Annotated in this window: 15 protein-coding genes; 13 read left to right on the top strand and 2 right to left on the bottom strand. The window is 45.7% G+C overall.

From position 1 onward, the window contains the following. Window positions 1-37 precede the first annotated feature (37 nt). Window positions 38-2,611, top strand: coding sequence for a serine hydrolase domain-containing protein (locus BMX50_RS04860; protein WP_091208368.1), 2,574 nt, complete (start codon window positions 38-40; stop codon window positions 2,609-2,611). A 64-nt stretch (window positions 2,612-2,675) separates the two neighbouring features. Continuing rightward, window positions 2,676-5,048, top strand: coding sequence for a right-handed parallel beta-helix repeat-containing protein (locus tag BMX50_RS04855; RefSeq protein ID WP_091208366.1), 2,373 nt, complete (start codon window positions 2,676-2,678; stop codon window positions 5,046-5,048). An 81-nt stretch (window positions 5,049-5,129) separates the two neighbouring features. Here the strand turns inward: BMX50_RS04855 and BMX50_RS04850 are convergent, their stop codons facing one another. After that, complete coding sequence (locus tag BMX50_RS04850) at window positions 5,130-6,164, bottom strand: GntR family transcriptional regulator (protein ID WP_091208363.1); 1,035 nt, start codon at window positions 6,162-6,164, stop codon at window positions 5,130-5,132. A gap of 201 nt (window positions 6,165-6,365) precedes the next feature. Here BMX50_RS04850 and BMX50_RS04845 point away from each other — a divergent pair, with 201 nt between their 5' ends. The 6 genes from BMX50_RS04845 (at window position 6,366) to BMX50_RS04820 (ending at window position 19,241) form a co-directional block, all read left to right on the top strand. Then, entirely contained in the window at window positions 6,366-10,475 is a 4,110-nt protein-coding gene (locus BMX50_RS04845; protein WP_091208361.1) for a hybrid sensor histidine kinase/response regulator transcription factor, read from the top strand. Between the two features lie 89 nt (window positions 10,476-10,564). After that, window positions 10,565-11,725, top strand: a complete 1,161-nt coding sequence (locus BMX50_RS04840; RefSeq protein ID WP_091208358.1) for an SGNH/GDSL hydrolase family protein — start codon at window positions 10,565-10,567, stop codon at window positions 11,723-11,725. Window positions 11,726-12,038: 313 nt separating this feature from the next. Then, window positions 12,039-12,938 carry a TonB-dependent receptor plug domain-containing protein gene (locus BMX50_RS04835; protein ID WP_091208355.1) on the top strand — a complete coding sequence of 300 codons (900 nt, stop codon included), beginning with the start codon at window positions 12,039-12,041 and terminating at the stop codon, window positions 12,936-12,938. 36 nt (window positions 12,939-12,974) lie between these two features. After that, window positions 12,975-15,233, top strand: a complete 2,259-nt coding sequence (locus BMX50_RS04830) for a SusC/RagA family TonB-linked outer membrane protein (protein WP_091208352.1) — start codon at window positions 12,975-12,977, stop codon at window positions 15,231-15,233. Window positions 15,234-15,251: 18 nt separating this feature from the next. Further along, a complete protein-coding gene (locus BMX50_RS04825; protein ID WP_091208349.1) occupies window positions 15,252-16,838 on the top strand; it encodes a RagB/SusD family nutrient uptake outer membrane protein in 1,587 nt (528 codons plus the stop codon). A gap of 93 nt (window positions 16,839-16,931) precedes the next feature. Further along, the gene (locus BMX50_RS04820; RefSeq protein WP_091208346.1) at window positions 16,932-19,241 is read left to right on the top strand and encodes an alpha-L-rhamnosidase-related protein; all 2,310 of its coding nucleotides are present in this window, start codon (window positions 16,932-16,934) and stop codon (window positions 19,239-19,241) included. Between the two features lie 144 nt (window positions 19,242-19,385). Here the strand turns inward: BMX50_RS04820 and BMX50_RS04815 are convergent, their stop codons facing one another. After that, window positions 19,386-20,408, bottom strand: a complete 1,023-nt coding sequence (locus BMX50_RS04815) for an LLM class flavin-dependent oxidoreductase (protein ID WP_091208343.1) — start codon at window positions 20,406-20,408, stop codon at window positions 19,386-19,388. Window positions 20,409-20,539: 131 nt separating this feature from the next. Here BMX50_RS04815 and BMX50_RS04810 point away from each other — a divergent pair, with 131 nt between their 5' ends. From BMX50_RS04810 to BMX50_RS04785, 5 genes are all read left to right on the top strand, one after another. Then, window positions 20,540-20,890 (top strand): hypothetical protein, encoded by a 351-nt coding sequence (locus BMX50_RS04810; RefSeq protein ID WP_091208340.1) that lies wholly within the window; start codon window positions 20,540-20,542, stop codon window positions 20,888-20,890. A gap of 104 nt (window positions 20,891-20,994) precedes the next feature. Further along, window positions 20,995-21,270: a hypothetical protein gene (locus BMX50_RS04805; protein ID WP_091208337.1), complete on the top strand. Its 276-nt coding sequence runs from the start codon at window positions 20,995-20,997 to the stop codon at window positions 21,268-21,270. Window positions 21,271-21,310: 40 nt separating this feature from the next. Continuing rightward, window positions 21,311-21,508 carry a hypothetical protein gene (locus BMX50_RS04800; RefSeq protein ID WP_091208334.1) on the top strand — a complete coding sequence of 66 codons (198 nt, stop codon included), beginning with the start codon at window positions 21,311-21,313 and terminating at the stop codon, window positions 21,506-21,508. Between the two features lie 4 nt (window positions 21,509-21,512). Continuing rightward, window positions 21,513-23,099, top strand: coding sequence for a Na+/H+ antiporter (locus BMX50_RS04795; RefSeq protein ID WP_091208331.1), 1,587 nt, complete (start codon window positions 21,513-21,515; stop codon window positions 23,097-23,099). Between the two features lie 427 nt (window positions 23,100-23,526). Beyond that, the gene (locus BMX50_RS04785) at window positions 23,527-23,994 is read left to right on the top strand and encodes a hypothetical protein (RefSeq protein ID WP_091208326.1); all 468 of its coding nucleotides are present in this window, start codon (window positions 23,527-23,529) and stop codon (window positions 23,992-23,994) included. Window positions 23,995-24,003 lie beyond the last annotated feature (9 nt).

The raw sequence follows: 24,003 nt of genomic DNA, 5'->3' as shown, positions 1-24,003 counted from the left end.
CTGATTTAATCTGTAAACAATCCAATAGTAGTTCATCATGATGAAGTACCTGCATTTGCTATGCCTTTTCTTAACACCTTTGGCCATGGCTGCCCAGACGCCTTCGAGAGATAGTTTGGGTGGCATGAGCTATCTGAGCAACCAAAAGATCAGGGTTGGTGTCGACCTGAACCTGGGCGGGTCCATCACTTATGTGGCCGACGCACGCAAGCTGGAAAATGTAGTAAACAATAAGGACTGGGGCAGACAGGTGCAGCTATCGTTTTATAGCGGGCCTGTTCCTTTTGAGCCGAATGGCAAAAAAGCTAATCCGCATTGGATTGATATCGGCTGGAATCCTATTCAGTCGGGAGACGTGGCGGGTAACCGGTCTAAGATCCTTGCTCATGACAACGACGGCAAAACTATCTACGTAAAATGTATCCCCATGCACTGGCCGCTCGATAATGTGCCCGGCGAATGTTATTTCGAGTCGTGGGTAACACTTGATGGCAACGCGGTTAAAGTACATGCGCGCCTTGTTAATTCTCGGCCGGATAAAACCCAGTATCCTGCCAGGGAGCAGGAGTTACCCGCCGTTTATACCAATGCGCCGTATCACAGGCTTATTACTTACCGGGGCGATAAGCCTTTTACCAATGATACGCTGTCGAATGTCAAAAACCTCAACCATTCCGGCGACCCGGATATCCAGTTTCAGGCCACGGAAAATTGGGCGGCCAACGTGGATGAAAATAACTATGGGCTCGGTATCTGGAGCCCGGGGACACAGCGTTTTGCCTGTGGATTTTTTGGAGACACTTTCAAAGGAGATAGTAAGTCGGACGCTACAGGCTATATCGCCCCAAATCAAACCGAAGTAATAGACCATAACATGGTTTACGATTTTGATTACACGCTGATCCTTGGTACAGTGTCCAATATCCGGGATTACGTGTACCACCATGCAAAAAAGCCGGGACAGCCGGCGTTCGTGTTTAAAAACACTCGCCGGCACTGGTTTTACGAAAACACTACAGACGCTGGCTGGCCCATCAAGTCAGAACTCGCCGTAAAACTCAAGCCGAAAGCTGCGCTTATTAGTCCGGATATTTACTGGAAGGCTAAAGATGCTGATGAGTTGACCATCGTGGCCGCCTGCAATAGTCCCGCGGACTCAGCGAGAGTTTACTGGCGGCAACTGAATAACAAAGTATTTAATGATAGTTGCAGCATTGCGTTTAAAATAATTCCGGATGCCAGGTATCATACTTATCATATCCGGTTACGAAACTCAGCATTTTACAGCGGAACGCTGGCTGGGTTAAAGATTGCGCTAAATACTGCTGCAGATTCAAAGAGTGGAGGCATGGTGCATATAAGGTCGATTGCGTTAAGGGCAGCCACGAATAAAAATGTATCGGGGGCCTTAAACACTGCCAAACTAAAGCAGCAAGTGCATGCGCATCTGGTAAAGCGTTTTAAGGACAAAAAGATTGCCGGTGCGGCTGTGCTGGTAGCGCAGAACGGGAAAATAGTTTTAAAAGATATTATCGGGTACGCCGATATAGAACAAAGACGTACGCTTGATTACAACGATGTTTTCAGACTGGCATCAATGTCAAAGCCCTTAACTGCAGCAGCCATACTGCTGCTGGTTGATCAAAAGAAAATCAGCTTGTATGATCCTGTTTATAAGTATATCCCTGAATTCAAAAATTTAAAGGTGGCTGTGCCGGTTGATGAGCATGATGTTAAAAATTACCAGCCAGATCCGGCAGCTCCTTTTGGCGTGCTTTCTGCAAGTTCAAACTACCGCTTGGTGCCGGCGAGCAGGCCTGTTACCATTCATGATTTGTTAACCCATAGTTCAGGAATGGGTGAGGGCGTCATAGGGTATACAGAGATCAATAAATTGCCAATTGAACCCGGCTCAACATTGGTCTCATACATTCCGAAATTGTCCCGTCTGCCGCTCGATTTCCAACCCGGTACCCGCACTGGATACAGCGCGATAACCGGGTTCGACATCTGCGGGCGTATTATTGAAATCGTGTCGGGCCACCCTTTGGATAGGTTTATGCGTGAGCGGATATTAATGCCGCTTGGTATGAAAAACACAGGGTTCGTTAAAAATCTGAATGGTCTGAAGAAGATTGTCACCCTCTGCAAAACTACCGACAGCGGAATGGTGAAGGAAAAAGATCAATATCCTTTTGCAATTGGCACAACTTATCTATGCGGATCGGCTGGCGTAGTGGGTACGATAGGCGATTACTTTCATTTTGCTCAGATGCTGGCGAACGGCGGCGTTTACAACGGGCGACGAATCTTAAGCCCGCGCATCGTCAATCAAATGACGTCCCCGCAGTTACCTGGCGATTTAGGCGGATTTCCGACCGGGGCAAACTGGGGTTTGAGTGTGCGTGTCATTACGGGCGACCGGTCCGCAAATCAGCCTTTAGCGAAAAAAAGCTTTGGCTGGAGCGGCGCATTTGGTACCCACTTTTGGGTTGATCCGGTAAACCATGTGGTGGCTTTGTATTTTACCAATATCGCAAACGCTGGTGGTTCAGAAGCGGAAACTGCCCGCGAGCTTGAGCGGGATGTTAGTGATGCTTTGAAGCAGTAGAATGGTGGCCCAATAATTCTATCGGACGGCAACGTCCAAACCCTCCTTTAAAACCAATTAAACAATGAAAAATACACCTAAAACTATCAGCTTCCGGCTACTATCCTTTTTGATGGCGGCCATTTTGGCAATCATCAGTGTGGATTGCTTTGCAGCGACTTACTATGTCAGCAGTTCTGGTGGCAGCGATTCCAATAGCGGCACATCCACAACCAAGCCCTGGAAAACTTTGTCGAAGCTTAACTCGGTAACTTACCATGCGGGCGATAAGATCTACCTGAAAAGTGGCGACACCTGGTCGGAAAGTGCGGTGTTTGCGTCAAAATTCACCGGGACAGCCGCAAACCCCATCACTTTTTCATCTTATGGAACCGGCAATCGCCCTAAAATTACCAGCACAACGGCTGGCATTATCCTGCAAATTACCAATGCCGATTACCTGAACGTGAGCAATCTCGATATAGGTTCGGGAGTGGGGTATGGGCTGGTATTCAGCATTGATGATAGTCACGTGCACGGCAATATCCAGGTGACTAATGTTAATGTGCATAATATGCCTAACGCCGGGATCTTTTTTAATACCACAGCGTACTCAAACGTTACTGTTAACTCTTGTAGTGGCGATAGCGCGGAGATGATGCTGGCTTTTTCGGGAGGGAAAAACGTAACCATTAAAAACTCCACGGCAACTAATTGTATTTACGGCGGCTATTCCATTATCGGCATCAATGGTGGCCTGATGGACAATTGTTCGGCCTTAAACTGCGGAACGGGGAACTATGCCAATGGTGCCTGCGGTATTTTCCTGGGTATCGACAGCAATTTTGTAGTGAGGAATTGCGAGGTGGGCTACCAAAAACGCCAAGGTACTAATCCGGATGGAGAAGCCGTAGATTTTGAGCGGAGCAATTACAACGTGCGACTGGTGAAATGTAATTTTCACAATAACGACGGCTGTGGCATCATGTTCTTTGATAACGAAAACAACCTCGTTAATTCGCAGTGCAAAGTGGATAGCTGTACATTTACCAATAACAGCCAGAATTGTAATATTCCTTGCGGGTTTGAGATCAATTTTACCAAAATAGGGAATAACAATGGCGGCTCGATAACCAACAACATCTACACCTTACCGCCCGGGGTTGATTTTATCACTACGGTAGATTCGTCGGTAACGGTTTCGAATAACCTGCCACCGCTGGTTGCCAATGCACCGGCAGTGGCCGATTCAGGCTTTGAGGCTCCGGTAGTATCAACCTTACAATATCAGCCAACGGGTACCCCCTGGGTTTACTTTGGTGGGGCTGGCATCCAGCACAATGGTAGCGCCTTTGGCGCGCCTACGGCTCCCGAAGGTTCGCAAACCGCCTTTTTGCAGGGCGCATCGGCGGTAGTACAGTCGCTTTATTTTAAGCAGGGTACTTACCGGATAACTTTCAAATCGGCTTATCGCAGCTCTTCGGGCAGCGGGCAGGGAATTGTAGTGAGCGTGGACGGTAACCCCGTAGGTAGCATTATTTACCCGGCCAGTGGAACGGCTTTCGGTACATCGCAAACGGATTCTATTCCTTTGCCGGCAGGGATGCATATTATCAGGTTCACCGGTTCAGTTACTGCGGATAAAACTGCCTTTATCGATCAGGTTCATGTCAATCTTTTAAGCACTTCTGTACTGGCCGATAGCATTCCGCTGATTGCTAATCGTGGTTTCGAAAATCCGCCGGTAGGCGATTACCAATACCGGGCCGTCGGCGCCAGCTGGACTATCCGGCAAAATGCCGGAGTGGCCGTTAATGGCAGTACCTTTGGGCCGCCGACTGCGCCAAGTGGCACACAGGTAGCCTTTTTGCAAGGCATTAGCGATATTTCGCAGAATGTTTATCTAAATCCCGGCATCTATAAGGTCGTCTTTAAATCGGCTTATCGTAATGCCACAGGTAGTGGGCAGGGGATCAACGTGAGCTTGAACGGTACGCAGATCGGCAGTACCATCTATCCGGTAAGTGGTACGGCATTCGGCACGTCGCAAACCAGTACGGTTTCGGTAACATCTGGCTGGAAAGTGCTGCAATTTACATCGACGTATAATGGTGATAAAACGGCTTTCATAGATAGCGTTGGCTTCGTGAAGGTGTCAGGACCCAGTTCGTCCAGCTTAATTCCAGCCGCGTTGAAGGATGTTTTGCCCGATCCGGTTCATCTTTATCCCAACCCGTCAAATGGTGTGGTTAACGTCGATATCAAAGGCAGCGCAGGACAAAACATCACTGCCGTATTTTATAATGCGCAGGGCTTAGAGGTTTACCGCGCCAAGGCTGTTGGAGCCATGCGGCAAACTGTCGACCTGCATCCCGGTAATGGTCCGGCCAAATTATACATTGCCAGGTTTTACGTGGGTAATCGTGTTTATGCACGAAAACTGATAGTGAGCAATTAGATTCAGATAAATAGCCCACAAATAAAAAAGCCAACCAGGTAAAGGTTGGCTTTTTTATTTGTGTATAGTATTGTAAACTGGTTATAAGGAGTTTCTGAGGATTACATTAAATGGTACTTCAATGTCTTTCTCGGTATTATCCAGCACCAGTTGGGCAGCAAAGTTGCCCAGTAGTTTAAAGTCGGTGGAGATGGTGGTGATACCGTCCAGCAGGAACTTTTTGATGGGTGTTTCGTTGTAAGAGATTATTCCAATATCGCGGCCTAATTGCATATTAGTTTCCTGCAGCAGTTCCAGGGCCAAAACCAGGTCGTCTTCACTTAGGGTAATGTATGCCTCGCCTTTATTGAGGCCGCTGGCTTCGATGTTATCAATCACCGAATACCTGAGTTCATACTGCCGGCAAAACAACGTAAAACCCTTCACTATCTCTTTCGGATAATAACTCGCTCTGGGGAAGAGCAGGTTAAGCTGACTGTATTTGCTCACCTGCTCGCGCATCTTGCAGAGCACGCGGTAAATGTCCTTCTCGAAGTTTTCATATACAGCACCCTGGTATTTGGAAACTTCTGCCGGCTTTTTATCCAGTAGGATCACTTTGCTGCGGGTGATGGAGTTAATGATCTTAAAGGCTTCCTGTTCCTGCTCAATAAAGTGAGGGATGATCACAAAGTGACTGTACTCTTCGAGATTGTTGTTGATGAGTGTTTCGAACTGCTTAAAGTCGTTATTGTAGATATTGAGCGTTACGGATGCGCGGTCGCCCAGGGCGTTGACAAACGAGTCGTAGATGATCTTTTTCTGGGCACTTAGTTTATTGAACAGCAGGCATACTTTTTTCTGCTTGCGGAAACAGGTATCGGCTATGTAATAACCCTTGCCCGGGTAGGAGCTAAGTGCTTTAATCGCTTTGAGATATTTGTAGCCTTTCTCTATAGTGCCCCTTGAAACGCAAAGCTCGGCGCTGAGGTCGTTGATGGAAGGCATGACGGTGCCTTTGCTGATACGGCCGGTGTCGACCGCGGAGATGATCGATTTAGAGATCTGCAGATATTTTGGCACTGCCGAAAACTCGTCCACGCAGATATGCCTGGATAGATTGTTTACATAATTCATAGTTCAAAAATTGGGGTTTGACGACGCCAGGTTTCGCGTATTAATTGGTTGAACAATTTTAGTTAAGGGGCCCGAAACGGTTATGTACACCAGTAACAGAGTTATGCCTGTGGGTAACTGAAAGGAAATTTTATGTGCTGTTTTCGTTAAAAACCACGTTATTCCATCTAAAACACTATTTTTAAGCCAGGCCAATCAATTATGAAAAGAGCGATCATTTTTTTGTTGCTGATAGCATGTACGTACCAGATACGGGCGCAGCACAACTATGTGATAACGCATTTAGATAATACAACAGGGCTTGCCAATAACAGCGTAAACGGTGTATATGAAGACTCTGATAAGCTGCTTTGGCTGAACACCTATGACGGTCTGGACGTTTACAACGGTATCTCCTTTTATGCTTTCAATAGCAATCAGTCGCGATCGTTATCCAGTTTGGTGAACAGCGTGGTTACCCGGGTGCGTGAGGATGCCTATCATCACATATGGATAGGCACCGAAGAAGGGATAACGAAATACGACAAGCTGAAAGGATCTATGACCCATTATTTTTACAATGGGGATAAAGACAAGCTCAAAAAGAAAAGCGCTGATTATATACTCGCCGTGGGCAGCGGTAAAACCATTATTTGCGGTTTGAGGCTCGATACAGTATTGTACAATTATGATTTTGCGCACGACACAATGGTGCCGATTAAGTTCGACCAAGCTTCGGTAGGTAAGATCGCTAAGATTGAACTGGACGACCACGACCGGCTGTGGACTTTGAGTTTTGGCGGGATTTTAAGACTTTTTGAAAAAAGAGGTGAGATATATCACCAGTTACGAATTTTTAATAACAGCGTTAACATCTTTGAGCTCGTTAACCACCGTGTATTTTTCGCAGTGACCGATACCAAGCTATTTGAGATCACCAAAGATTTTGAGGTTTTGGAACGGCAGAAAATACAGCATTTCGTTTCTGAGATGCAGTATTTTCAGGGCCACTATTTTATCACCTGGCAATACAACGGTATACAAGAGTACGACGGTAATTTTAAGCCGGTTGATGATCTGCTGCGATCCTGCCCCGATTTAAAAAATGTAAAGGTTAATTCATTAACGGAAACTGCCGGCAACACGCTCTGGGTAAGCACCGATGATAAAGGTGTGTTCAAGATCAAACGCCAACCCAATACGTTTGGCCTCGATGAGATTAAACAGGGTTCGCTTTTATCCGAAAGTAATGTGCAGGCCATCCAGCAGGTTGAAAACGAATTGTGGCTGGGAACTAAGTATAATGGCATCATCAAAGAAATTGATCCGGCAACGCCGCAGAGTCGATTTGAAGTGATTAAGCCGGTCAATTCCAGCTTTGACAAAACCAATAATTCCTATTATACCATCAAGAAGGGCTTTGACGGTAATTTCTATATTGGTTCGGATGCGTACGGGATTACAATTTATGACCCTGTTTCAAAAAGCTTTACTAAATGGTTACAAATAACCGGTACTCAACTGGATGCTGATTTTTTCAGGACACATGCCATACTACCGCAAAAAGACAGCTCCATATACGTGGGCTATAACGGCGGATTGGCACGTTTGAAGGTAGAGAAACTTGCCGGTGGCAAATTTAAGCTGGTCAATTTGCAGCATATTAATATCGGTGGGCATTTTCTCAGGTCGGGAAATAACCTGATTAATGCGCTATTGGATGTGGGCGATCAGATCCTGATTGGTTATCGGTTTGCCGGCTTATGTTTGCTCGATAAACAGAGCGGGAAGACTGTTAACCTGGTGCCGCGATCAGATAAAGCCAATCTCAATAATATTCACTCTTTGTTTTGGGATACCAGGCACCGCGTTTGGGTTGGGACGAGCAACGGTTTATACTGGATCAATAAGGACGGATTGGTTAAATCTAAGCCTGATTTTCACCAGATCACTACCGAAACCGGCTTGCCAAACAATAATGTGCAGGCTATCCTTGAAGATGATGCGGGCAACATATGGGTAAGCACCAATCACGGGTTGGCAAAGATCAATGGCAGCGACTTGCAGGTTATTCAATATAATGTGGAAGATGGTTTGCAGAACGCCGAATTCAGTGATAATTCGGCATTTAAAGATAGTCGGGGGGCGTTATATTTTAGTGGGATTGCCGGTTTAAACCATTTTAATCCTGCGGAAATTGCCATTGATAAAAACCTGTCGAACCTGCTGGTCACCGATCTGAATATCGCCGGTAAAACATCGGATGGGATACAATTGATGGTAATTAAACCTCGTGGCGATGAACAGTCAAAGGATTTTCAATTGCTGCGAAATGAGAATTATTTCAACCTTAAGGTGCAGCCGGCGGATGGATATACCAATATCAAATTCCAATACCGCTGCCTCCTGAAGGGGTATGATACCGATTGGCGCGAATTGAGATCGAACCCGGATGTCAATTACAATGATCTGCCGCCGGGCGACTATAATTTTTATATCAAATGGTCAAACGGGCAGGGCGAATGGTCAGATGCGCGGAAGGTATTTCATGTTGAGATCCGTCAGTATATTTGGCTTACAACTGTTGCCAAGGTCATTTATGGGTTGATTGTACTTGGGCTCATCTACATTTATTACCGCATCACAAAAGGGCGTCAGGATATCAAAAACAAGCTGATGGTTGAGAACCTGATCCGGGTGAAGGAAAAGAAATTGTACCAGGAGAAGATGGATTTCTTCACTAATATCACCCATGAGCTGCAAACCCCGCTCACCCTGATCCTGGGATCGATAGAGCGTTTCTTTTATAAAAATGACGCCAAAACTTCGAACTATAAGGGCGGCAATTTCCTGCAGATCGCCAACCAGGAGGCGTTCCGTTTGCAATATCGTGTTCATCAGCTGTTGCAATTCCGTAAAGCAGAGTCGGGGCATTTGACCGTGCATTCATCTGCTTTCAATATCTCCGGATTATTGGAGAAGATCGTGCAACTGTTTGAGCCCATCAGCGAGAAGAAAACATTGCACCTGGACGTAACGATAACTCCTGATATCCTGATCAATAGCGATAAGGATAAGATCGAAATGATCGTTTTCAATTTGCTCTCGAACGCTTTTAAATATACCAGGCCAAATGGCAGTATTGAATTCTGTGTTGCTGCGGATGCATCAACCCAAACCTTAAAGATAATGGTGGCCAATTCTGATTATGATGGCCCGGCCGATCAGCTGCACCTGCTTTTTGAACAGTTTTATACGCTAAACCAGTCTGATGATACTAAAATCAGCTCGGGTATTGGGTTGGCATTTTGTAAGCAGCTGGTGGAGTTACTCGGCGGCGGCATCAGTGTAAAAGTCGAAAATCAGTGGATCTATTTTGAAGCGGTGCTTCCATTAAATCTGGAAGCAGGTGCATCGACCGCCTATACCGAACCTAAGTCACTTGTGCAGCCATCTTCCCTGGTTGAGGCTGCGATTGGGGCGCAGCAGGTGATGGAAAATCGTGTAACGATCAATAACGACCTGGCTTTGATTGAAGATCTGTCCAATAGCGAGAAAAAGACCGTCCTTATTATCGAGGATGAGCCCTCCATCAGGCATCTGCTCCGCGAAATCTTGCAGGAAACTTATATTGTTTATGAAGCCGAAAACGGCCAGGCGGCGTTGGATATCCTAAAAAAGATCATCCCGAACCTGATATTGAGTGATGTTTTGATGGATAAGATGGACGGCCTGAAGCTTTGCTCGATCATCAAAAATACATTGGAAACCTGCCATATCCCGTTTGTGCTGCTGTCGGCTTTGTCATCGGCCGATCAGCGGGTGGATGGCTACGAAGCCGGGGCGGACGCTTACATCGCCAAGCCTTTTACTGCAACCGAACTGTTAAACAAGATCAAACAGTTGATTGAATATCACGAGCGCATTCAGATGTTCTTTAAAAAAGACGATCAGCGCTTGCTTGAAAATGATGCGGTGCTCAAAGCCGATGACAAAACTTTCCTGAACCGGGTTGTCGATCTGATCAACGAAAATATCTCCAATCCGGATTTCGACGCAAGTTACCTCGAAACAGCCCTGGCTATGACCAAAATGACCTTTTATCGCAAGATCAAAGCCTTTACCAATATGACGCCCTTTGAGCTGATCAAGCACCTGAGGTTGAAATATGCGGCCTTGCTGCTACGCTCCACTTCGTTGACGGTATCAGAGGTTTATTACCAGACCGGCTTTAATAATCAGTCCCATTTTTACCGCGAGTTTAAAAAGGTTTACATGTGTTCGCCAAAGGAATACCGCGAACAAAATCAGTTGGTTTTAACCGGTAAATAGGATGGGGTTTGAAGATGGTATGGGATGGCGAAGGTTGCCGACCTTGTCTACACCAATTATCATTGCAGCACTAATCCGCAAATAATCCTATGCAGAACCGTATTTTCGATATTAAATGGCTTACCGTAATGTTGTTGTTAAATGTTAACAATGTTTCGGCGCAGCAAAAGCCGGGCGATAAGAATACAGCCAGTGAAGCATGGGTAAAATATATCGATCTGAATACCTACAGCAAACCATTTTGGAAAACTGATACCATTGTTGATGAAACCGTACAGGTCATTAGGCAAGGTGATACTGCCTCTGCACCGCTGCTTTTTAAGGCAAAAAAAATATTATCAGTAAAGGCGACAAATTATAGTAAGACGTTTCAGCAAGGGAAAGACTGGGATTATAAGAATGGCAGGCTGATCTTCGGCATAAATTCAACTGTTCCATTTTTTACTAAGGATAGCTTGGTTTTTAATAAACCCAAACCTGGCAACTCGTTTAGCGGGAAGGCGCAGGGCACTTATATTTTATTTGCTGAGGGATCCTATTTCGCTTCAAAGCAAATATCTGTTACCTACATTAAAGATAGAGGTGAAAAATGGAAAGGGCCGGTGCCGCAATACTCCGCCAGTAAATTGCCCAATACCGGTATGCTGTTAAACGCCCGCAAAAAAATTAAGATCGTTTTTTACGGTAATAGTATTGAGACCGGTTCCAATGCAAGTGGTTACGAAGGTGCTCCGCCTTATATGCCGAGCTGGCCGGATCAGGTGATATACAACCTACGCCGTCATTACGGCAATAATGTCGGCTACGCCAATACCTCTGTCCCGGGAAAGCTTGCTGAATGGGGTTTGGATTCGGTACAGACGAGGGTAGTTGCCGAAAACCCCGATTTGGTGATCATCGGTTTTGGAATGAACGATGGCACTGCGAAAATATCGCCTGATGTTTACCGGAACCAAATTAAAGGGATTATCGATGCCGTCCGGGTTAAAAAACCTCGTGCTGAGTTTATTTTAATTGCGCCGATACTGGCGAACCCGCTTTCGGTTTTCAGTGGGCTGCAATCGTCCTACAAAGCAGAGCTCGATAAACTTGCTGTAAATGGCATTGTAATAGCCGATATGACCGGTGTGCACAGCACTTTATTGCGGTACAAAAGCTATCAGGACATGACCGGCAACAATATCAATCACCCTAACGACTATCTGGTGAGGTGGTATGCCCAATTTATCTGCGGATTGCTGATTAAGTAATCAATCGCTTGTTAGTCAGGTAGATCGCTTTTGGATTTTTTCTTTTCCTTTTCTATTCACCGCCGGTGTGAAACAGGTATCCTGTAATCAGTCGCGAAATCATTATTTGTTTTCATTAAATGGGCTTTTTATGTTAGTTTTTGGCGTTTAAACACCGATTTATTCAGCATGGAAATTTGTAAAACATGGGATAGCGTGGGACGGATTACCAGCCGTTATGTGATATGTTCGTTACTGATTAGCCGCATGCGGTACGCAGTTAATCTGCAAACCCAATTATTAACCTTTAATATGCCCCAGGCATGAAAAATTTATGAGAAAATTTTACAAATTCAATCCGGGATTTCCGTTATCCACGCTGATAGCGCAGGTTTCGCATCCCTTTGCCCTTTTTAAAAGTCCGCTTAAGTGGGGTAGGATGGCCACACTGTTGGTGCTGATTATATGCGGAACACATGCTTCGGCACAGCAAACCATTAAAGTATCGGGTACCGTTGCTGATGGCGTGAGCGGCAAACCGCTTCCCGGTGTTTCTGTGCGTGTGAAAAACTCAACAGAGGGTATTTCAACTGGTACCGACGGTAAATACGCGATAACAGTTAAAAGGGGGGCGGTGCTGGTTTTTAGCTTTATAGGTTATGCACCTGTTGAAAGGACAGCCAACCAGGCAATCATCAATGTCGCCCTACAGGATAATCCAAATTCGTTGAGCGAAGTTGTTGTATTGGGTTACGGGTCGGCCAGTAAAACAAACGTAGCGTCGTCTACCTCTACTGTTTCCGTAAAGGATTTCAAGGATGCGGTGATCACCGATGTGAACCAGGCTTTGCAGGGGCGAGCAACCGGTGTGCAGGTAACAGAGCTGTCCGGGCAACCTGGAACCGACGCCGTTGTGCGGATCCGCGGTAACAATTCATTAAGCGGCGACAATACGCCCTTGTACGTGGTTGATGGTTTCCCGATGCCACCTTACGCAGAAGCCGGAGGCATGGGCACTCAGCAGCTCGGTGGCCTGTACGGATTAAACCCCAACGATGTTGAAAGTATGACCATCTTAAAAGATGCAGCTGCGACTGCCATCTACGGTTCAAGGGGCGCTAATGGTGTTATCCTGATCAAAACAAAATCGGGGAGTGGTAAGGATCAGAAGATCGAATACGTGAATAAAACCACTTTTGGTGTAGCAAAGAATCCTTATCCAATGATGAACTAAAAGCAATTTGCCGACGTAGTTAACCAGGGTTTCCAATTGCAAAGCCTCCCTGCGCCGTTCACCCAGGAAGCTATCGATCAGCTTAATTCTTCTACCGACTGGTATAAAGCCATCACCCGTACTGCCTTTAGGGAAGATAATACCCTGAACATTTCCGGCGGCAACGAAAAGACCTCCTACTATTTATCAGGCGATTATCTGACTGATAAGGGTACCGTTCTCGCTTCGCAAAACAACCGTGCTTCGTTACGCGCTAACCTAAGCAGCGACGTGAATAACTGGTACACCGTTAAAGCACAATTATCACTCACCCGCCAAAAAACATCGAGGGCCATTACGCTTTCAAATGGTTTCCCAGGCTCCGATGGTGTTATCCTTGACGCGTTGAGGGCTTCGCCGATTGTTGCGGTTGATTACAGTGGCTTCAATGGCGAGGGTATCCCTGGCTTTACCGATGGCAATATTTTCTCAAACCCGGTTACTGAACTTCAGCAGAAGACTGATAACCTGTATAGCGACTTCACGATTGCCAATATTGAGAATGATTTCAAAATTGCGAAAGGCCTTAAGCTGATTGTTAACCTGGGTACCAACCAAAACCTGTCGCACAGGGAAGTGTTCTTTCCGGCAACAACTGCATCGGGTTATAACACCAATGGGTCCGGCATCAATAACATTTCCAATACCTACAACTACAATGCCAATGCCTATCTGGATTACCGCAGGGAATTCAAAGGCGGTCATAACGTAAACATTACTGGTGGTGTTGAATATAACCATAATACTGTGGAGATGCTGAACACATCAACCTCGGGCTACGACATTCCTTCCTTTGGTATTTACAATATCGGCAGTGCCCAAATTCAAAGCACTGGCTCGTTTAAAGAAGCAAAGGTTATTCAATCGGCGTTTTTAAGGGCCAATTATACTTATAAAGACCGCTATGTGCTGAATGCTTCAGTGCGAGATGACGGTGCTTCGTCTTTTGCCGAAAATAAAAAATACGGTGTTTTCCCGGCGATTGGTTTAGCCTGGAACCTGAGCAATGAGACTTTTATGAAAAAGTTTAACTGGATCTCGAACACCAAGCTTAGGGCTTCTTACGGCGAAACAGGCAGCCAGGCTATTCAGCCTTACTCGTCGCTGGCGCAATACGGCAATGCCTTTTATCAAACAGGTACTACCAATACTATTAATACGGCGCTTTATCCGGCCACGTTGGGCAACGCAAACCTGTCATGGGAGCGTACAAAGCAGCTCAATGTCGGTTTGGATTTCAGTCTGATCAAAAGTATACTCAGTGTAAGCTTCGATTATTATAACAAAGAAACCGACGGCCTTCTGCAACCAAGATCACTGCCTAACCAAACAGGTTTCGGATCGGTTGAGGATAATTACGGTTCAATGCGTAACCGCGGTGTAGAGGCAACCGTGAATGCAAATATCGTCTCAAGTGGAGCTTTCCGTTATAGCACTAAAGTAACCATCTCGCATAATAAAAACGTGCTGCTTAATCTGGGCGATCTGACAGCGCCGCAATACGTGTCGTTAGGCGGTAACCTGCAGGGCGGTGTGTCTGGTATCTTGAAGCCGGGGCAGGAAATCGGGTTGTTTTATGGCTATACAGTTGCCGGACTGGTTCAAACCGGCGATATTGTGAATGGCGTGCCTAAATATCCTTACCCAGGTGCGGCAAGTGGTCAGATTGCCGGTCAGTGGAAATTTGCCGACGTGAATGGCGACGGTCAGATCAATAGCGACGATATGCGGGTGCTGGGTAAATCGAACCCCGATTTTACTTACGGCTGGAATAACGATATCAGCTTCAAAAACTTCAGTCTGAATTTGTTCTTCACCGGCTCACAGGGCAACTCCATCGTTAACCTTACCCGTTTTTACCTGAGTGATGGTACGGCTGATTATTCGGGCATCTTCTTTAATCAAACTGCTGACTGGTACGCCCATCGCTGGACACCGACAAATCCAACTAACAACCCTCGCTACCCGGGCATCCAGAAAAGCTTACCGATTGCCGATCTGAACTCGTCTTACCTGGAGAACGGCAGTTATTTCAGGCTAAAATCGGCTACTGTTTCGTGGTACCTGCCAAAAAACAATATCCTGAAAAACGCCCGCTTGTTTGTAACCGGTACCAACCTTTTCACCATCACCAAATATACCGGTGCCGATCCGGAAATTGGTTCATACGGACAGTCGCTGTTACAACAGGGCATAGACTATGGAGCATACGCAGGCTATCGTACCTACACCATAGGTTTTTCTACTAATTTCTAACCCCAAAAAGCAATCGATATGAAATTTAAATATATAATAGTGGTAATTGCAGGCTTAGCCATTTGCAGTTCCTCATGTAAAAAGAACCTGGTGGAGACACCGTATTCTTCGCTGTCCAGCTCGGAAGTATTCAACAGCGAAACAGGCCTTAAGGAAGCTACTCTCGGCATCTATCAAAATTATACAAACGCTTATTTTACCACCTGGTACCGTTTCTGTTTGAACGAGAGCGGGCATCAGTATAGTACGGCAGCTTTTTATGGCGACGCCTTTTGTACAGATCAGAATGGCTTTGTTGGTACGCCTCAGTCAATGGTGGCCGGTGAGGCTGATCAGATCTGGGCACAGGATTACGCGGGCGTTGCACGTGCAAATACCGTTATCGGAAATGCCACCAAAGCTGTGAGCGACACTTCCATTGTCAATAAGTATATCGCTGAGGCCCGGTTTTTAAGAGCGTTTGCTTATTTCGATTTGGTGAGATTGTTTGGTGGCGTGCCAATTATCGATCAGCAAATAACCTCGTTGTCGCAAACCAATCTTATCTATGGCAAAAGGGCATCTGTACAGGATACCTACAATTTTATCGTAGCCGATTTGCTTTATGCTGCAAGCGAACTGCCTGATACCCGTAGCGCTACCGACGCTGGTAGGGTTACCGCCGGAACCGCCAAAGCGTTGTTGGGCAAAGTATATTTAACAATGGCAGGCAAGCCGCTTGGCCAAACTGCATACTATCAAAAAGCTGTGGATGTATTGAAGCAAGTGGTAGGCGGCGCCGGCGAAGCAAAATATAATTTCGGTTTGCTAAACAACATTGCCGATGTTTATTCCATCACCAATAAAAAGAACGCCGAGGTGGTACTGGCTTTTAGCTTTTTTTACAGCTCAAGCAATACCAGCGCAAACCTTAATCCGTTTTTCTCCCTGCCTAATGGCTACACCAGCGGCGATGAGCAAACCTTTTTTGGCTTAACCTATGCGTTTTATCAATTGTATGAGGGCAAAGACAAAAGAAGGGATTTAACGATGATCAGCCGCTATAAAACGGTGCATACAGGTAATAACGCCAACGAGGGCGACAGCATTATTTATAACCCAACCAGGTTGCGCTATATCGATACGAATAATCACGCCATTTTTGCCAGCCAGGCCATCAATTCGGGTATTGCCTTTGGTAAATACGATCGTACCGCGCGTCCGGCGGGTTCACCGCCCTGGGGTTACTCGACAGATCTGATCATGATGCGTTTTTCGGACGTTGTCCTTTGCCTGGCCGAGGCCGAAATTGAAACAGGTAACCTTTCTGATGCGTTACTGCTGATCAACCGTGTTCGCGCCAGGGCAGGGGCCTCCCCGTATACCGATGCCGATAATATGGAAGCAAGGGTGCGACTGGAACGTAAGCTGGAACTGATGGGCGATTATACCACGGTATTCGATATCCGCCGCTGGGGAACTTTGCAGAATGAGATCGCCGGCATGTCGGCAAGCCAGGTGTTTAGTGGCGTAAAAGGTACTTATAATACCAAATACGAACTATATCCTATTCCGCAAGCGGAAATTAACACTAATCCAAATCTTACCCAAAATCCTGGTTATTAATACTGATATTTAACCTGAATTTGAGCAAGCCCGGGTATGAAAGCCCGGGCTTGTTATTGTCTAAACCAATCAGATACCGCCCGATTAATATTTATGGATGCAATAAAGCGATTATTGATAACTGTTGTTTTAGGTGTTTTAGTTCTCACAGGGAATGCCCAGGAAAAATACCCGGAATTGCACTGGATATCCTCTGCGGATAAAAATGCAAATCAACCCAACACCTGGATTGCTTTCCGTAAAGATATTGTGCTGACGGAGGCACCCCGAGAAGCTCCGGTTATCATTAGTGCCGATACTAAGTATTGGTTATGGATAAATGGAAAGCTGGCCATATTTGAGGGTGGGTTGAAGCGTGGGCCAAACCCACGTGATTCTTATTATGATAAGGTTGATATTGCCGCCTATCTTAAACGTGGGAAGAACCAAATAGCCTTATTGCTTTGGCATTTCGGTAAAGATGGCTTTTCTCATAAAGATAGTGGGCGTTCCGGGCTTCTTTTCTATATGAGCGCCGGGAAATATGAGTTGTTCAGTGATCATACGTGGCGCTGCTGCGTCCATCCGGCCTATGGTACGGCCTCAAAACCGGATCCAAATTTCCGGCTTTCCGAGTCGAACATACGGTTTGATGCCCGCAAAGATCTTACCGGCTGGCAGGTAGCCCCGTTATATTCAATGCCCGGATTTATTCCTGCTGCTGAAATCGGCGTTTGGGGAGATGCGCCATGGAATAAACTGATGGAGCGGCCGATACCCCAGTGGAAAGACTTCGGCATCAAAGAGGCAAAGTTTGAGCGGCGTTACGGTAAAACTATGGACACCATTGTTGCACGTTTGCCGTATAATATGCAGATGACCCCTGTTATTAAAATAGCCGACGCGTTAGGCGGTAAACTATTGTCAATCAATACCGATCATTCCGGGGCTGGTGGCACCGATAATATAAGGGCAGAATACATCACCAAAAAAGGGCTTCAGGAATACGAGTCGTTCGGATGGATGAACGGTGAAGCCATAATGGTTAATGTTCCGCATAGTGTCAAGGTTTTATCTGTCAAATACCGTGAAACAGGCTACAATGCAACGCCGGAAGGAAAATTCGAGTGCAGCGACAGTTTTTATAACCTTTATTGGAAAAAAGCACAACGCACGCTTTACATTAACATGCGCGATAATTTTTTTGATTGTCCCGACCGGGAACGTGCTCAGTGGTGGGGGGATGCGGTGTTGTTAATGGGAGAGAGTTTTTATACGTACTCAACTTCCACACATGCTTTAATGACAAAGGCCATCCATCAATTAGCCGGCTGGGAACGGCAAGACAGTGTGCTGTTTTCGCCAATACCCGGTAACTATGATACTGAATTAGCAGACCAAATGCTGGCCAGTATCGGTGACTATGGTTTCTGGAATTATTACCTGAATACAGGGGACCGTAAAACTATTGAAGATGTGTATCCCGCTGTAAAGAAATATCTTGCTTTATGGAAAACCGACTCAGAAGGGTTGACTATGACACGCCAGGGCGGCTGGCTTTGGGGAGATTGGGGCGATAATAAGGACATCCGGCTAATCCAGGCGGGATGGCATTACATGGCCCTTGACGGTGCCGCGAAAATGGCCGATCTGCTCGGTTTTCGCGAGGATGCCAATGTTTATCGCACCATTATGGCGAAACTTAAGTTAGCTTACAATAAATGCTGGGACGGTGACGCTTACCGATCGCCGCTATATAAAGAGGAAACAGATGATCGGGTACAGGCACTGGCCGTTATATCAGGAATTGCCGACTCATCCAAATACAAGAAGATAGCCAGGCTATTTAAAACGCAGTTTCATGCCAGTCCCTACATGGAAAAATATGTAATGGAAGCGTTGTTTACGATGGGTGAAGGTGAATATGCACTGGAACGAACAAAAAGGCGATTTGCATCTATGGTGAATAATCCAAACTATTCAACGCTGTTTGAGGGTTGGGGGATTGGAGAGGAAGGTTTTGGTGGAGGGACGACCAATCACGCGTGGAGCGGCGGAGCGCAGATTGTGATTGCACAGAAGCTTTGTGGTATTTCACCATTGGAAGCAGGCTTTAAAACCTTTTTGATAGAGCCATCTCCGGCATCATTCGAATCGGCGTCGATATCGGTACCTACCATCCGGGGATTGATTAAGTCATCATTTAAAAACAATACTGACGGTTTTGTAATGAACATCAATGTTCCAAACGGTACAACAGCAATTGTTCGATTACCGGCATCTTCCTCTGTCGAAGTTAAAATTGATGATCACCTTCCTACAGCGGCACAATTGGCTATAGAACCGCAATGGCAAAGGGAGGGATATAGCGCAATTAAACTTAGCGCAGGCACCTATACTATCATTCGGAACAAAAAAATGTAGGTCATAAGCTAACAATTTAATAAGCATGAATAACTAAATGGCAGAAGCATTTGTGTTTATATGATCAGGAAATGAAGAAGGGCAATATAGCAGCGCCGGCAGAGACTTGCTGGCGCTGATGAAAACAAAATGCTGGGTTGATTATTATCGCCAGCCGAGTGCAGGTGCAACATGCTCTAAAATAGCCGACAGCACATGTACGTTATAATCCACCCCAAGTGTGTTAGGTATGGTTAAAAGCAATGTATCGGCTTCCTGGATGGCCTCGTCATGGGCCAGTTCCTTGATAAGCTGATCTGGCTCAGCAGCATAACTTTTTCCAAAGATCGCCCTTTTATCAGCTTCTATATAGCCGAAACTATCAGTCGCTTTTGCTTGCTGTCCAAAATAATACCGGTCCTGTTCGGTTACCAGTGCAAAAATGGAACGGCTGACCGAAACTCTTGGTTCGTGGCTGTGTCCTGCTTTTTTCCAGGCCTCTTTATATAGCCTGATCTGTTCGGCCTGCTGGATGTGAAATGGTTTACCGCTTTCGTCATATTTCAGGGTAGAGCTTTGCAGGTGCATACCTTTTTCCGCTGCCCAGATAGCAGTTGCGTTGGAGGCTGCTCCCCACCAGATCCGCTCGCGCAGCGAGGGGGAATGAGGCTCGAGGCGCAATAAGCCAGGGGGATTCGGAAACATAGGGTATGGGTTAGGTTGTGCAAATCCGACTCCTTGTATTTTATCCAAAAACTCCAAAGCCTTTCTGCGTCCCATATCGGCATCGGTTTCTCCCTCAGCAGGTTCATAACCGAAATAACGCCAACCATCGATCACCTGCTCCGGCGAACCCCTGCTGATGCCCAATTGCAGCCGCCCTCCCGAGATCAGATCGGCGGCGCCTGCATCTTCCACCATATATAGCGGGTTTTCATACCGCATGTCGATAACTCCCGTTCCGATCTCTATTTTGCTTGTTTTGGCGCCGATAGCCGAAAGCAAAGGAAATGGTGAGGCCAATTGGCGCGCAAAATGATGTACCCGGAAATAAGCACCATCAATTCCGATTTCTTCGGCAGCAACAGCCAGGTCAATCGACTGCAGCAAGGTGTCGCCTGCTGTACGGGTTTCATAAGAGGGATGATTAGACCAATGGCCAAATGATAAAAATCCTATTTTCTTCATAGGGTGTCCAAGTTTTTCAATGCAAATGTAAGCATCATGACTGGTTTAATATGCTCCTGTATCAGTGTCGCAAGGAATTCGCTGGTGCCTGAAGTGGTAAAACTTTCAAATATTCTGTTATATTTGTATACATGTCAAAGGGCTTGAAGTTGTTTATCGGAATATTAACCGTGTTTATCCTTTCAGGATTAACAAGCAGGTTGTATGCCGCACAAACTTCAACCACTCACTCATTTACGCTGAAAACCGCAGCTCTAAAGGATGCAAGGCAATTAGCGGCAGAGCTTTGCGGTGAGGTATTACATACAGGGTTTAATTTTCAGCAACAACTGAATTATTCGCAGGATTTACATGCGGAAGCTGCGATAATACAGCAGGATAATCTCCAATACCCGGCATTTGCCAATGCGCCCCAAATTTCATCTATATATAAGATTCTATATCACAGGTTTCTCCTGTATCCTTTTCACGCCTTCTGGTAGTCATTGATATGTTCTGTGTATTAACGTTTATACTTCTGTGATAAACTATAATGCCATTCAACCTCAATTTATTGACCAATTTATTATCGCATTAAGCCGGCGTTATGAAAAGAAATTTGAAAAGGAAATTTCATGCACAAGTAGCGGCCATGCTGGAAAGAGAACTTCGGGAGGAAGCTGAAGTTTATTTTCAGGATATGATCATTAAAGTCAAGATGCCGTTAGCGGCAATCGAGTCCAGGCTGGGCGCGATCCTGCTGCGGATACAGCGACTGGTAGAAAAATATTTTCCCGAAAGACAGGAAGATATCGCTTTGCTGATCAGAGATAGCGGCAGCCGCTACGAAAATGTTTTCAAGATCTGGAAGCCCGTGGCTTAAAGATCTTAAAAACCTATTTTTTTACCATAAAAGAAAATCGATGAATAAACAACATTTAACGGCAGGAACGCTGCTGCGTTATGTCGGAAAACCATTTGAAGGACTTGATCCACAATCGCCCCAGGCCGAATTTCTTGGCTATGACAGTAACGGTTGGACCGGAATTTGGATTAACTATAAAGAGGAAGTCCGCTTTGTGTCTTTGTCAGATGTTGAAATTGATCACGCAATAATTTAACACAATGATACAAGATCATTTGCTTGTTGTGCTTGCTTTGCTGTTCACCACATCCATGCTGGCCTTGCTTAGTAATAAACTAAAGGTGTCGTACCCGATACTGTTGGTTCTGGCGGGATTAGTGATCAGCTTTATTCCCGGCGTTCCCGTTGTAAAGATGGATCCCAATATCATATTTGCGGTATTCCTGCCACCATTATTATATTCGGCCGCATGGAACACTTCCTGGGCCGAGTTTTGGCGGTTGCGCCGCCCGATAAGTCTCCTGGCTTTCGGGTTGGTTATCTTTACGGCTACGGCTATTGCTTTTTTTGCACATTGGCTTATTCCTGATTGTTCTCTGGCGCTTGGTTTTTTGCTGGGGGGGATAATTTCACCGCCAGATGCGGTAGCGGCAGCTTCCGTATTTAAGGATCTGAAGGTGCCAGGCCGGATTGTTGCCATACTGGAAGGAGAGAGCCTGGTTAATGATGCATCAAGTCTTATCGTTTTTCGCTTTGCGCTGGTAGCGATCTTTACCGGGCAATTTACTTTCTGGCAGGCAACGGGCAGTTTCTTTTCTGTAGTTATCATGGGCGTATTGATTGGTCTGGCTATAGCGCATGTGGTTTATGCTATCCACCGATTTTTGCCAACTACACCAAGTATTGATACGGCGCTAACGCTCATTGCTCCCTACCTGATGTACCTTTTAGCAGAGCATTTTCATTTTTCGGGCGTGCTGGCGGTTGTTAGCGGAGGGCTTTTTCTATCCTTCCGCTCATCTGATATTTTTTCTTACGACTCCCGCCTGCAAACGCTTACGGTATGGAATGCGGCTATCTTTTTATTGAATGGTGTGGTATTCATCATGATTGGTCTGCAATTACCAGGTATAATCCATGGAATTGAGCATTACTCTTTGTCCGACTGTATTGTTTTCGCGGTAGCGATCAGCGTGCTGTCGATAATTGTCAGGCTGATCTGGGTTTTTCCTTCAGCTTATTTGCCGCGACTGTTTAGCCGCCGGATTGTAGAAAAGGAAGGGCCGCTTAGCTGGAAACCTGTGTTTGTAATTGGATGGAGCGGCATGCGGGGAGTAGTTTCGCTCGCATCGGCGCTTGCCATTCCGCTGACGCTTGCAGATGGAACTGCTTTCCCGCATCGTAACCTGATCCTGTTTATCACTTTCGCGGTTATATTATTTACGCTTGTACTACAGGGTTTAAGCCTGCCGTTACTATTGCGGGTGCTTAAACTGGAAGTTATAGAAAATGATAGCAGCCAGGAACAACAGATCAGGCACCGTTTAGCCACGGCGGTCATCGCTTATCTTGATGATAATTGCAGCCAGGAGATCGATGCTAAGCCACTGTTTCGGCGGGTAAAAGAAAAATACGAGCGTATGGCCGAAATAGCCGAAAAGCAATTGAACGGTGATGAACAAACACCGGCTTTTATTCGCGATTACCGGCAAATGTTGTTAGAGATTATTGAGATCAGGCGCGGCGAGTTGAAAAAGATGCACCGAAATAAGGAGTTTGCCGATCACTTGATCAGGGCAAGGGAGCGCGAACTTGATCTTGAAGAGGCGAGGACACGTAAAAATTAAGGTTTCAGATGTTTTACAGATTATTTAAATTGCTTACGGTAACCGGTTTGCTATTCTTCGCTTTTACAGCGAAGGCTGGCGGTCGTGCGGAGAAAACTCAAGTACCCAGGCACATCGTAAAACAACACCTTTACCTCCATATTGAAAGTCTTGCAGAGGAAATCTCTTTGACTTCTGGTTTAGTTAGCGAGGCGCCCCTAACGCATTTTATTTCACATCCGGCCTGCGTTGCAGACCAACTTGCTAATCTGTTTAGTGTTCCTGATGGTGCGCGTGCCAGTAATATAGTCTTGCGCAATAGCCAAATACCTCGCAGGATCTTACTGATGCTGTTTCCCTTCCATGTTTTTTGGTGATGTTACTAAAGCTTTCTGCCTGAATTAACGAAGCATCCGGCTTCTTTTAAACTTATTTAGAAAATTTTAGTATGACTCATATTTTAGAAAACTCCCTGATAGCAGGAGGAGTGATCGCACTTTTCAGTGTGCCATTTTATATTATTACCAAACGCTCAAAACGAGCGCAACAAGCGTTGTTAAAAGATAGGTTATTGCACAAAGCAGCCGACCTTAGCCTTGAACTTACAAGGTATGAACCGGTTCACAATAAGATAATAGGTTGGGCCAGCCCAAGTAAGATATTATTGCTGGCCGATCTTGCTCAATCCGAAGTAGTGGTATATAACCTTACAAAAGCAGTGAGAACTTATGTATTGAAGACCATGAACGGTACTTCGGTGCGTTCAATTTCCTTACAAATAGCCGACGCACAAAACAGGGTGCTCGATACTCTTCCATTTTATCAGCAATTTCAGGATAATGAAATGAAATTGAAACAATTTGAAAAACAGGCGAAAGACTGGGAAACATTGCTTAATGGCCATTTGAGCCGGTAATAAAAGAGG

Source organism: Mucilaginibacter gossypiicola (genome assembly GCF_900110105.1).
Classification (GTDB): domain Bacteria; phylum Bacteroidota; class Bacteroidia; order Sphingobacteriales; family Sphingobacteriaceae; genus Mucilaginibacter; species Mucilaginibacter gossypiicola.
Note: the sequence above shows the minus strand (reverse complement) of the source record. Positions and strands in the feature narration are given on the sequence as shown.

Bases quoted from the DNA above. Each gene is read 5' to 3' on its own strand.
- BMX50_RS04860 (WP_091208368.1), top strand. From the start codon at position 38: ATGATGAAGTACCTGCATTTGCTATGCCTTTTCTTAACACCTTTGGCC.
- BMX50_RS04855 (WP_091208366.1), top strand. From the start codon at position 2,676: ATGAAAAATACACCTAAAACTATCAGCTTCCGGCTACTATCCTTTTTG.
- BMX50_RS04850 (WP_091208363.1), bottom strand. From the start codon at position 6,164: ATGAATTATGTAAACAATCTATCCAGGCATATCTGCGTGGACGAGTTT.
- BMX50_RS04845 (WP_091208361.1), top strand. From the start codon at position 6,366: ATGAAAAGAGCGATCATTTTTTTGTTGCTGATAGCATGTACGTACCAG.
- BMX50_RS04840 (WP_091208358.1), top strand. From the start codon at position 10,565: ATGCAGAACCGTATTTTCGATATTAAATGGCTTACCGTAATGTTGTTG.
- BMX50_RS04835 (WP_091208355.1), top strand. From the start codon at position 12,039: ATGAGAAAATTTTACAAATTCAATCCGGGATTTCCGTTATCCACGCTG.
- BMX50_RS04825 (WP_091208349.1), top strand. From the start codon at position 15,252: ATGAAATTTAAATATATAATAGTGGTAATTGCAGGCTTAGCCATTTGC.
- BMX50_RS04820 (WP_091208346.1), top strand. From the start codon at position 16,932: ATGGATGCAATAAAGCGATTATTGATAACTGTTGTTTTAGGTGTTTTA.
- BMX50_RS04815 (WP_091208343.1), bottom strand. From the start codon at position 20,408: ATGAAGAAAATAGGATTTTTATCATTTGGCCATTGGTCTAATCATCCC.
- BMX50_RS04810 (WP_091208340.1), top strand. From the start codon at position 20,540: ATGTCAAAGGGCTTGAAGTTGTTTATCGGAATATTAACCGTGTTTATC.
- BMX50_RS04805 (WP_091208337.1), top strand. From the start codon at position 20,995: ATGAAAAGAAATTTGAAAAGGAAATTTCATGCACAAGTAGCGGCCATG.
- BMX50_RS04800 (WP_091208334.1), top strand. From the start codon at position 21,311: ATGAATAAACAACATTTAACGGCAGGAACGCTGCTGCGTTATGTCGGA.
- BMX50_RS04795 (WP_091208331.1), top strand. From the start codon at position 21,513: ATGATACAAGATCATTTGCTTGTTGTGCTTGCTTTGCTGTTCACCACA.
- BMX50_RS04785 (WP_091208326.1), top strand. From the start codon at position 23,527: ATGACTCATATTTTAGAAAACTCCCTGATAGCAGGAGGAGTGATCGCA.